Here is an 11,932-nt window from a genome sequence, read left to right on the forward strand (position 1 = left end):
CAAGTCTTGATGCACGCGAACATGCATCAAGACTCCAAAAATTACAATCTACCTGCTCTATATTTACGAACTAGTAAAGCAAGTGAACCTAGCAGTAACACCATGTATAAACCAAGTTGTGCTGTATCTGCAGTTTTTGAGTTTTTCTCTTTTTTCGAATCATTTTTTGTATCTTCTTTTTTCTTCTGACCATCTGCATTTCGGTTAAAATCAGGAGTACCTACTGTTTTTACATTATCTACTTTTGGTGTAGTCACTGGATTTTTCGGTTCATTTTTAGGTTCCTCTTTAATAGTTCCTAACGCACCGATATTATTTGTATCAAATTGAATTTGCACATCGTAGAAATGATGATAGTTCATCTCATCGATGTCTACCTTTACTTTTGCGTTTAATTTTTTAAATAGATCTTCTACTTCAAACTGTACTACTCGCGTATTTGCATTTTTATCTTCGCTTACTACTCTCGCATCAGCGAATAGTTCCTTGTTTTCCGTTTGGAATTTCGTAATCCACGCACTATTTTTCAGCGTCATCTCAATGTATTTTTTACCATCTTTTACGATTAATTTCGCTGGATTTACAACATAGTCATTCATCTTTGAAATCTCATCTGTTTTATCTTTTAATACTCTAAATGTAATATCATATTGGCCATCTACTAAATTTTTCGGATCAACTATTACTTTTGGTTTATTATTTTCGCCTTGGTTGTCATTTCCACCCTGGTTATTGTTTCCACCTTGGTTGTCGTTTCCGCCCTGGTTGTCGTTTCCTCCTTGGTTGTCATTTCCTCCTTGGTTCCCTAAAGCTTTAATACTGTCTTGATCAAATACAAATTGAACATCGTAGAAATGGTGATAATTCATTGAATCAATATCTACTTTTACTTTTGCATTTAACTTTTTAGACAAATCGTTTACTTCTACTTCTACTACTCTTGTATTTTGTTCTTTATTTTCACTTAACACTTTTGTATTAACGAAAGAACCATTCTTCTCAAATTCAAATTTCGTAATCCATGTACTATTTGTTAATGTAAACGATACATATTTCTTACCATCTTTTACTTTTAATACACCTGGACTTTTTGTGTATGTGTTCATCATTGAGATTTCATCTGTTTGATTTTTTAACACTTTAAAGCCAATGCTGTATTCACCATCTTTAAGAGCTTTTGGATCAATTGTTGTGTTATTATCTTGGTTGTTGTTTCCACCTTGATTATTGTTTCCGCCTTGGTTGTTGTTTCCGCCTTGGTTGTCGTTTCCGCCTTGGTTATTGTTTCCGCCTTGGTTGTTATTTCCGCCTTGGTTATCTAACGGCTTAATGCTACCTTTATCAAATGCAAATTGAATATCGTAAACATGGTGATAATTCATTGAATCGATATCTACTTTTACTTTTGCATTTAACTTTTTCGATAAATCTGGTACTTCTACTTCCACTACGCGTGTATCAGCTTTTTTATCTTCACTTATTACATTTGCATCAACAAACGAACCATTTTTCTCAAATTCAAATTTTGTAATCCAAGAACTGTTCGTTAACGTAAAGGATACATACTTCTTACCATCTTTTACTTTTAGCACACCTGGACTTTTTGTATATGTGTTCATCATTGAAATTTCGTCTGTTTGATCTTTTAATGCTTTAAAATTGATGCTGTATTCACCATCTTTAATTGTTTCAGCATCTGGATTTTTATTTTCATCTGGTTTTTCTACTTCCGGTTTTTCTACTTCTGGTTTTTCTACTTCTGGTTTTTCTGCTTCCGGTTTTTCTGCTTCCGGTTTTTCTACTTCTGGTTTTTCTACTTCTGGTTTTTCTGCTTCCGGTTTTTCTGCTTCTGGTTTTTCTACTTCTGGTTTTTTCTCTTCATTTTTAATTTGTTCAAGTTTATCTTGTTCAAATAAAAGTTGTACATCATGTGTTTGCTTATAGTTTCTTGATGCCATTTCGATAAATACTTTTGTATTTAGTTTTTTAGATAAATCATTTACTTCAAACTCTACGACTCTTGTATCTTTTTCTTTATCTTCACTCACTACTTTTGCATCAACAAATGCACCATCTTTTTCTGTTTGAAAATTTTTAATTAATGAGCTACTTTTTAATGTTACAATTGCTTTTTTCTTACCATTTTCTACTTTTAATACTCCTGGATTTACCATGTAAGTATTCATTTTAGATTCTTCATCTGTTTGATCTTTTAACACTTTAAATGGAATACTGTACGCACCATCTTTAATTGTGTTAGAATTTGGTTGTTGATCTGGGTCAGGCTTTTGGTCGGGCTTCTGACTTGGATCCGGTTTTTCACTTGGATCTGGCTTATTAGCTGGATCCTCTTTTTCATTTGGCTGTTCTACATGAACTGGTTTAATACTGTTTTGATCAAAGGCAATGCGTACATCGTAGTCATGATGATAATTTAAAAAGTCAATGTCTACCTTTACTTTCGCGTTTAATACCTTGCTTATATCTTCCACATCAAATTCTACGACTCTTGTATCTTTTTCTTTATCTTCATTAATTACACTCGTCGCAACAAACTGGCCATCTTTTTCTGTCTCAAATTTTGTAATCCATGAACTATGTTCTAACGTAAAGGATACTTTCTTTTTCCCGTTCTTCACTTTTAAAGTTCCTGGACTTACAGAGTATTGATTCATCATAGATTCTTCATCAGATGTGTCCTTTAAAACTTTGAAGCCAATTGAATATTCACCGTCAGCCAACTGAGTAGCTGCTTGAACTGCAAGTGGTTGTAATGTTGATATGAATGTAAATAGCATTAAAAACATAGCAACAATAATTTTTGTATACCTGTTCAATGGAACGACTCTCCCTTTTGAAAATTATTTAATACTGTTCTCATCAAATACAAAGCGAATATCATATGAAGCATTATAATTAATAATTGGAATATTAATTTTCACCTTGCCATTTAGTTTTTTTGACAAGTCAGCAACTTCAAATTCTACAACTCTAGTATTATCTTTTTTGTTTTCACTTAACACGGTTGTTTCTACAAATTGACCATCTTTTTCTACTTGGAAACTTTTAATAGAAGCACTATCTTTCACTTTAAATGAAACATATTGTTTTCCATTTTTAACTGTTAATGTTGCTGGGCTTTCAAAATAACTATTCATTCTAGACGATTCATCTTTATCGCCTTTCCATACAGTAAAAGCAATATTATATTTCCCATCAGCTAGTTTTGTAGCAGCCTTTGCATCTTGTAAACCTACTGTTGCGATAAACGTAAATAAAACAGCAAATACGGCAATAATCATTTTAAATTGTTTAAACATATATTCATCACCCTTCAAAAGATTTATTTACTCAATTTCACTTTACGAATTAAGAAAGCACCCGAAATAAAAATTAACGCCGCAAACAATCCAATACGTGCTTCATCGCCTGTTTTTGGGTTATCTGTTTTTTCAGCTTTTCCATTTTCATTTTTTGTTTCTTTGTTCGCTTCTTTAGCTGTTTCCTTACTCTCTACTTTTGGTTTCTCTTCTTTTACTTGTGTATCTGTTTTCGCTTGATCATTATTTTTTGTTGTAGCAGCTACGCCGTTATCGCCACCTACAGCTTTTACATTTGCATCAAAAGCAAAACGAATTGTGTAGTGGTGGTCATAGTTTGCATTTGGTACAACAACATGAATTTTTACAGCTGCCGGCTTGGATAAATCATCTACTTTAAACTCTACTGTTCTTTTATCTGCTGATTCATCTTTACTAACAACTTTTGCATCAACAAAATTCCCGTTCTCTGGTGCTTTAAATTCTGTAATCCAAGCACTATGATTCATCGGAACTTGTACTCTCATTTCACCGTTTTTCACTACTAATCTTGCTGGCTTTTCAAAATAGTCATTTGCCATTGAAGCTGAATCATTTTCCGCTTTTTGAATGACATAGTTAATATCATAAGTACCGTCAGCTAGTTTTGCTGAAGCTTTCCCATATGGCATTACTAGAAAAGCTAGCATACATACAAACGTTATAATAAAAGCGGGTAATACAGAAATCTTTCTCATTTTGCTTACTTCCTCCTTGTTTATCTTTCATCCGCGCTTTTTGAAAATGATAATTATTCTCAATTTATAAGAAAAAAATAATCTCTTCTACCTATTATTTAATTAGCATTCTTTTATGTAACATAAGTATTATTGATTATCATTCTCACTGGATATTAAAAATAATATCTCACCCTATTCCTTATACGAAGGCATAGAAACTGAGAAAAAATTATAAAACTTATTTATTGATTATCATTCTCAATATAAATCAAAAAAAATAAACTATCTCTTCTCCTCTTCTTTCACCTCTTCCCATAACAACACTATAGTTATAGAAACCCCTTTTCCCTCACTTCCCTTCCAATATTTCCACAACTAAGTCAATCTTAGCCTACTCGTAAATTTTTTGTCAACTATATTACGTATAAATTTTTTAATATCTAAATTTCTCTATATATGGCTTTTTCTACAAAAAAAGAGACTTTCTATTATAGAAAGCCTCTTTCCTCTATTTTTCTACAGCAATTTCCTGCTTTTGAAACTTAGAAACGATATAACCAAATCCTATACCGATTATGCCTGGAACTAACCAACCAATTCCTACACTATATAATGGAATCTTATCTAAAATAGGTGCTAGCGCTGCAATTTGAAGGTTTGCATTGTGTAACCCATCAAAGAAACTTATTGCAAATGCTCCTACAATACCACCTACATACATCGCTAACGGAAGGCGAACGTAGTTTTCAACAAGTGATAATACGATAAGTACGATTCCAATTGGATAAATTGCGATTAAGATTGGTAGTGCTAATGCATTTAACTGAGTTAATCCAAGGTTTGCTACCATAAATGCTAATACACAGAAAATGAAAACTACTTTTTGATAAGAAAGCTTTGGTAATAAAGAAGAGAAGTACTCGCCACAAGCTGCAACAATACCTACAGAAGTTGTTAAACATGCTGCTGTAATTGCGATCCCTAGTAATAAAGTTCCGTAACTACCAAATAAATGATTCACGACATTTGTTAAAATAATTCCTCCGTTTGCGCCCATTCCAAGTGACACACTAGAAGCTCCAAGATAAGCAAGTGCTAAATACACAAGTAGTAAACCAAGCGCTGCAATAAATCCTGCAAAGATTGTTACTTTCGCAATGCTGTTCTTGTTTGTAATGCCTTTTCCTTTTAAAGCATTAACGACAACATTTCCGAATACAAGTGCTGCAAGTCCATCTAAAGTTAAATATCCATCTATAAAGCCTTTAAAGAGCGGAGCACTATATGCTTCTGTCGGTGCACCAAATTCTCCAACCGGTGTAATAAGTGCTTTCATTACGATAATTGCAATAACAGCTAATAATATTGGAGTTAACACTTTACCAATACGCCCCACTAATTTTGAAGGATTTAAAGCTAAATAGAAAGTTATTGCAAAGTAAATAACTGTAAAGATAACAAGTGGATATGATTGACCAGCTATCTCACTTGGTAAAAACGGTGCAACACTCATCTCATAAGCTACTGTTCCTGTACGCGGCACACTTACGAATACGCCTAAACATAAATAAATTGCAGTGATAAAAACAAGTGCGAATATAGGATGTACACGTCCTGCTAGCTCATTAATATCTCCCTTTAAAGCTATAACAATTACGCCTAATAAAGGGAGTCCAACGCCTGTTACGATAAAACCAAACAGCGCGATCCATACGTCTGTTCCAGCACCTTGCCCTAACGCTGGTGGAAAAATCATATTACCTGCACCAAAAAACAGTGCAAATAACATTAAACTTATTGCAAACATCTCTGAAAACTTTAAAGATGATTTCATTTCTGCTAACCTCCTAAAATAATTAATTGACAAAATATTCTGAATATAAATCCGTCACATATCCTCTTTCAAGCATACTTCCCCGTAAAAGAACGCAAAAAACACCCGTCCCTAACAAAGGGACGAGTGTTGAAATCGTGGTTCCACCCTTATTCTAATAAAATGAATTTATAGCAAAATAAGCTCATTTTATAGCTCGTGTAAATTGATAACGGTTTTATCCGTCAAGAATTACAATGCATCATGCATGCAGTTCACTCTTGAAGTTTAGAGGTGGTAAGCTTGTCTTTTCGTATTAGGAAGCTCACAGCCTAAGGCTTCCCTCTCTGAGAATCGTAAAATACAACTCATGTCCTCATCATTACTTTTATAAAATATCTTGTCGAAACTTGTTGTTTTTTATTATATGGGCTATTTTTTAAAAAATCAATAGTTTTATTTTTTCTGACAAAAAAATATAGGGAGAAAATTTTCCCTCCCTATAACTGATCTATTAGAATGTCTAATTCCTCCGATGTAACGCTCCTCCACTTTCCTACTTCAAGCTCATTTAGCTCTATATTCATAATCCGTACTCGCTTTAGCTTTATTACAGTAAACCCAAAAGCACGGCTCATTCTACGAATTTGCCTGTTCATCCCTTGCGTTAAAATGATACGAAATGTTGATTGATCGACTCTCGTCACTTTACACGGCTTCGTCATACCATCTTTAATCTTTACGCCGCTGGCCATCTCATCAATAAACCAATCTGTAAAAGGTTTATCGACTGTGACAACATATTCTTTCTCGTGCTCATGATCACCGTGTAAAATTTGATTAGCAATCCCGCCATCATTCGTTAATAAAATAAGTCCTTCCGACGCTTTATCTAATCGCCCGACAGGAAAGATACGCTCTGGATAATTGATATAATCAATAATATTATCTTCAATATGATCAGCTGCTGTACAAGTAATGCCGACTGGTTTATGGAAGGCGATATACACCTTTTCTTTCTCTTCTTTTGCAATAACCTGCCCATCAATCGTTACTACATCACCATCGCTCACGAGAGCACCGTGCGTACAAATTTCACCGTTAATTGCCACGCATCCTGCTTTAATAAGACGATCTGTTTCACGTCTGGAGCATGATTTTGCTTCGCTTATGTATTGGTTGATTTTCATGTTTTGTTCCTTTTCACATATATTAAAAGCGTCAACCTATGGCAATATCATTATGCCACGATTGACGCTTTTTCACTTCGCAAAAACAACTAAATAAATAACTCCAATCACCAAAAATATTCCGCAACAAGCTAACAATACTTTTGCAAGTTTGTCCATAAACATATAATGGTTTCCCCTTTGTTTCGTTGTTTTCTATTTTAATTCGACAACTGTTACGCCTAGGCCTCCCTCGCCCATGTCACCGTAACGGTAATTCTTCACGCCGCGGTGCTTCTTCAAGTAATCTTGTACACCTTGGCGAAGCGCTCCTGTTCCTTTACCGTGAATGATTGATACACGAGGATAGCTTGCAAGCTGTGCATCGTCTAAATATTTTTCAACGCGCATCATTGCATCTTCATAACGCTCACCGCGAAGGTCAAGCTCTAACGACACGTGATAATCTCTACCCTTCACACTTGCGACTGCTTTTTTCTCTGTTTGCTTCGGTGTATTAATGTATTCCATATTGGACTCTTTCACTTTCATCTTCAGAATACCGATTTGTACGCTCCACTCTGTATCGCTTACTTTTTCAAGTAATTGACCCTTTTGACCGAACGTTAATACTTTTACTTCATCACCTGCACGTAACTGTTGTTTCGGCGCAGTGTTTTTCACGTTTACTTTTTGTTTCTTCACAAGTTCTGGCGCTGCGCCTTCTAGACGACTCTTCGCTTCAATTAGCTCGTGGTCTTTCACATTTGCAAGCTGTGCTTTACGCAATTGACGAAGTTCTTGAATAATGCCTTCTGCTTCTTTCTTTGCAGCTTCGACTTTTTCTTCCCCTTCTTTTTGCGCTTTTAATAATCGTTCGTCGCGATCTTCGTTAAATTCAACAATTTGACGTTGTAATTCACGATGAAGTTTTTCAGATTGTTTGCGAAGTGCCTCTGCTTCATTCCAGTCACGCTCTGCATTCTTCTGGCTTTCTTCTAACTTCGCAATCATATTTTCGATTTTATTCGTATCTGTACTAATGTGGTTACGTGCTTGGTCAATAACGCGATCAGATAATCCAAGGCGCTTCGAAATTTCAAAGGCGTTACTGCGACCTGGTACACCGATTAATAATTTATAAGTTGGACTTAATGTATTTACATCAAACTCAACACTCGCATTAATAACTTGCTCGCGGTTATATCCGTATGCTTTTAATTCTGGGTAATGCGTCGTTGCAACAACGCGTGCACCGCGGTTACATACTTCATCTAAAATGGAAATAGCTAATGCAGCCCCTTCTTGCGGGTCTGTTCCAGCACCTAATTCATCGAATAAAACTAAGCTTTCAAAATCAGCTTTTTCTAAAATATCTACAATGTTCACCATATGTGAGGAGAACGTACTTAAGCTTTGTTCAATCGATTGCTCATCACCGATATCAGCAAAGATATTTTTAAATACACAAATCTCTGATTCATCCATTACTGGGATGTGAAGACCAGATTGCGCCATTAACACACAAATACCAACCGTTTTTAGCGTAACTGTTTTACCACCTGTATTCGGTCCTGTAATAACAATTGTCGTGAAATCTTTACCTAACATAATGTTATTTGGCACAATAATTTCTGGATCGATTAGCGGATGACGAGCTTGTCTTAAATCCATATAACGCTCGTCATTTACGATTGGTTTCGTTGCTTTAATTCGCTTCGCATAAAAAGCTTTCGCAAAGATGAAATCAAGATTTGCAACTACTTCTACGTTTGATAAAACGATATCGGCTTCTACTGCCACTTCTTCTGTTAACATCAATAAGATGCGTTCAATTTCTTGTTTTTCTTTCACTCGTGCTTCTTGTAGTGCATTATTTAATTCTACAATGACTTGCGGTTCAATAAATAACGTTTGTCCAGAAGCAGATTGATCGTGAACAATACCGCCATATACGCCGCGGTATTCTTGTTTTACTGGGATCACGTAACGTTCGTTACGAATCGTTACAATCGAGTCAGACAGCATCTTTTGCGCGTTTGAAGAACGCGTCATATTTTCTAACTTTTCACGAATACGGCTTTCCGCAGTACGAATTTGAGTACGAATACCACGCAGTTTATCACTTGCGCTATCGACTACTTCACCGCCATCACCGATGCAATTTGTAATTTTCTTTTCTAAATCATATAAAGATACTATTTGAGCGACATGAGTTTCTAAAATCGGAAGGTCGACACCATTATCAACCATATCTTCAATGAAACGTTTCATATTACGACTACCATACATCGTATTCGCAATATCAAGTAGTTCATTTGGGCTTAACATACTTCCAATCTTTGCACGCTTCACATTTGAGCGAATATCCGTAATGCCACCTAATGGTGCACTACCTTTTAAACGAATGACTTTCGCTGCTTCATCCGTTGTATCTTGCATCTCTACAATTTCTTCAAAATCAGTGCTCGGCACTAAATTCTTCACTTTGTCACGTCCAAGTGAAGAAGCTGTATGTTCAAGTAATTGTTCTTTTACTTTATTGTATTCTAATACACGCAACGTTCTTTCTAACATGTTGCAGGTCCCCCTTGTGTTACTTATTACGTTTAATATAGTCTAATAAACGTTCAATATCCCACGTGTTAATCACGTTATCTTTTTGAATCCAACCTTTACGTGCTGCCGCTACACCTGTTTCCATATCCTCTAACATTTCAAGTGTATGAGCATCCGTATTAATCGCTACTTTCACACCAGCATCTTGTGCTTGTTTTAATAATTTCGCGCTTAAATCTAGACGGTTCGGATTCGCATTTAATTCTAAAACTGTATTTGTCTCTTTTGCGAGTTCAATTAATAAATCTGTATCTACATCATAACCCTCACGGCGCCCAAGAAGACGTCCTGTCGGATGGGCAATCATTGTGACATGTTTATTCTCAAGTGCAGTACGAAGACGCTTCATAATCGTTTCACGGTCTTGTGAGAAGCTAGAGTGAATCGCTCCAATGACATAATCTAGTTCTGCTAATACTTCATCATCAAAGTCAAGTGAGGCATCTGGTAAAATATCCATTTCAATTCCGCGTAAAATTGTAATGTCTGGATACTTTTCGTTCAAACGTTCAATTTCTTTCGCTTGTTCGCGAAGGCGCTCTTTTGTTAAACCGTTCGCTACTTTCAAGTATTGCGAGTGATCAGTAATCGCCATAAATTTATAACCACGAGCACGACATGCCTGTACCATTTCTTCAATAGAAAAAGCACCGTCACTCCACGTTGTATGCATATGTAAATCACCTTGTATATCAGAGAACTGAATTAAGTTCGGATACTCTTTAATTAATTCAATTTCTTTTCCATCTTCACGTACTTCTGGCGGAATAAATGGCAGACCGAAATGAGCAAAGAATTCTTCTTCAGTCTCAAATGTTTTCACTTCACCTGTTTCTAGGATCTCCACACCGTACTCACTAATTTTTTCGCCTTTATCTTTTGCGATTTGACGCATTTTTACGTTATGGTCTTTTGATCCTGTGAAATGGTGAAGAGTTGTAATAAATTCTTCTGGTTTTACTAAACGGAAATCGATTGAAATATCATATTCATATTGAAGACGAACAGAAACTTTCGTATCTCCACTTGCGATTACTTCAATCATATTATCAAATTGAAGCAAATGCTCACGTACTGCTGCTGGCTCTGTCGTTGCGATAATGAAGTCTAAATCTTTCACTGTCTCACGAACACGGCGTAAGCTACCAGCGCGAGAGAAACGAATTACTTCAGCAATATTCGACAATTTTTCCTCTATTTCCCCGGCAATAGGCAATACCATCGCAATTGGTAAACGCTCTGGACGAGATCCTACTTGATCGATTGCTTCTAATATTTTTTCTTCTGTTTTTTTACCGAAACCTGCTAAAGCTTGTACTTTATTTTCCTCACAAACAGCTTTTAGCGATTCCATATCAACAACACCAAGTTCTTTATATAACTTAGCTACCTTCTTACCGCCAAGTCCTGGTAGTTTTAATAACGGCAATAAGCTACTTGGTACCTCTTTTTCAAGTTCTTGTAATACTTCAGATGTTCCCGATTCTATATATTCTTGAATAACAGCTGCTGTTCCTTTTCCGATGCCTGGAATCTTTGTGAAATCTTCAATTTCAGAAAGACTACGATCATCACTTTCTAGTGCTGCTGCCGCTTTACGAAATGCAGATATTTTAAATGGATTCGCGCCTTTTAGTTCCATAAAAAGCCCGATTGTCTCTAATAATTTGATAACTTGTTTTTTATTTACTTTCATCATTGCCCCGCCTTTCTTTCATAGAAAAAAACTCCTCTTTCCGAAAAAAGAGAAGTTATACTCTGCTACCTGTCTGCCATAGTTCCTTCACCTTTTCAGAGAGAATCGGTGTATCGTCTACAATTATTTTGCTAATTGATGATTTTTGTAACGGTGTTTGTACTTGTTCAATCGGAAGAATGTTTCCAATGATAATTAAGACAAACAAAATAATATATACTTCTAAAAATCCGAGGATTGCCCCCGCGAACGCATTTACTTGCTTTAAAACCGGTATTTCTGCAAACATATTTAACAAATTACCAAGTAATGAAAGTGCAATTTTAGTGATAATAAACAATATGATAAACGCAAGCGCTTGATAAAATACTGTCTCAATATTATTTGCATCAATCCATTCTGGAACAGATACGTTTTTATCAAATGGATACGGAATAAATTTCGCAAGTGCTGGCGCTAAATCTTTACAGTACCAGTATGCAACAAGGTATGCGATAATAAAGCTTGTTAACTTTACAAGTTGCAAAATAAACCCTCTGCGTAAGCCGAGGAAAAATCCCATAACAAGCAGTAAAATGATAATAATATCAATCATG

Annotated in this window: 8 protein-coding genes and 1 other annotated feature; all 8 genes read right to left on the minus strand. The window is 35.5% G+C overall.

Going from position 1 to position 11,932, the window contains the following annotated elements:
• Positions 1-41: 41 nt before the first annotated feature.
• Complete coding sequence (locus tag COK05_RS02640) at positions 42-2,837, minus strand: NEAT domain-containing protein (protein WP_098611349.1); 2,796 nt, start codon at positions 2,835-2,837, stop codon at positions 42-44.
• 24 nt (positions 2,838-2,861) lie between these two features.
• Positions 2,862-3,320 (minus strand): NEAT domain-containing protein, encoded by a 459-nt coding sequence (locus tag COK05_RS02645; RefSeq protein ID WP_098611350.1) that lies wholly within the window; start codon positions 3,318-3,320, stop codon positions 2,862-2,864.
• A gap of 23 nt (positions 3,321-3,343) precedes the next feature.
• Positions 3,344-4,057: a heme uptake protein IsdC gene (gene isdC / locus COK05_RS02650; RefSeq protein WP_098611351.1), complete on the minus strand. Its 714-nt coding sequence runs from the start codon at positions 4,055-4,057 to the stop codon at positions 3,344-3,346.
• 490 nt (positions 4,058-4,547) lie between these two features.
• Complete coding sequence (gene brnQ6 / locus COK05_RS02655) at positions 4,548-5,873, minus strand: branched-chain amino acid transport system II carrier protein BrnQ6 (RefSeq protein WP_098611352.1); 1,326 nt, start codon at positions 5,871-5,873, stop codon at positions 4,548-4,550.
• A 115-nt stretch (positions 5,874-5,988) separates the two neighbouring features.
• Positions 5,989-6,244, minus strand: a binding site (T-box leader).
• A gap of 108 nt (positions 6,245-6,352) precedes the next feature.
• On the minus strand, positions 6,353-7,042 hold the full coding sequence (locus COK05_RS02660; protein ID WP_098611353.1) for a 23S rRNA pseudouridine(2604) synthase RluF: 690 nt from the start codon (positions 7,040-7,042) through the stop codon (positions 6,353-6,355).
• Between the two features lie 195 nt (positions 7,043-7,237).
• Positions 7,238-9,598: an endonuclease MutS2 gene (locus COK05_RS02670; RefSeq protein ID WP_098611354.1), complete on the minus strand. Its 2,361-nt coding sequence runs from the start codon at positions 9,596-9,598 to the stop codon at positions 7,238-7,240.
• Positions 9,599-9,617: 19 nt separating this feature from the next.
• The gene (gene polX, locus COK05_RS02675) at positions 9,618-11,336 is read right to left on the minus strand and encodes a DNA polymerase/3'-5' exonuclease PolX (protein ID WP_098611355.1); all 1,719 of its coding nucleotides are present in this window, start codon (positions 11,334-11,336) and stop codon (positions 9,618-9,620) included.
• Between the two features lie 55 nt (positions 11,337-11,391).
• A complete protein-coding gene (locus COK05_RS02680) occupies positions 11,392-11,931 on the minus strand; it encodes a CvpA family protein (protein ID WP_000565409.1) in 540 nt (179 codons plus the stop codon).
• Between the last annotated feature and the right edge of the window lies 1 nt (position 11,932).

The organism is Bacillus cereus, from assembly GCF_002567495.1.
GTDB lineage: Bacteria > Bacillota > Bacilli > Bacillales > Bacillaceae_G > Bacillus_A > Bacillus_A cereus_AQ.

Bases quoted from the DNA above. Each gene is read 5' to 3' on its own strand.
- COK05_RS02645 (WP_098611350.1), bottom strand. From the start codon at position 3,320: ATGTTTAAACAATTTAAAATGATTATTGCCGTATTTGCTGTTTTATTT.
- isdC (WP_098611351.1), bottom strand. From the start codon at position 4,057: ATGAGAAAGATTTCTGTATTACCCGCTTTTATTATAACGTTTGTATGT.
- brnQ6 (WP_098611352.1), bottom strand. From the start codon at position 5,873: ATGAAATCATCTTTAAAGTTTTCAGAGATGTTTGCAATAAGTTTAATG.
- COK05_RS02660 (WP_098611353.1), bottom strand. From the start codon at position 7,042: ATGAAAATCAACCAATACATAAGCGAAGCAAAATCATGCTCCAGACGT.
- COK05_RS02670 (WP_098611354.1), bottom strand. From the start codon at position 9,598: ATGTTAGAAAGAACGTTGCGTGTATTAGAATACAATAAAGTAAAAGAA.
- polX (WP_098611355.1), bottom strand. From the start codon at position 11,336: ATGAAAGTAAATAAAAAACAAGTTATCAAATTATTAGAGACAATCGGG.
- COK05_RS02680 (WP_000565409.1), bottom strand. From the start codon at position 11,931: ATGATTGATATTATTATCATTTTACTGCTTGTTATGGGATTTTTCCTC.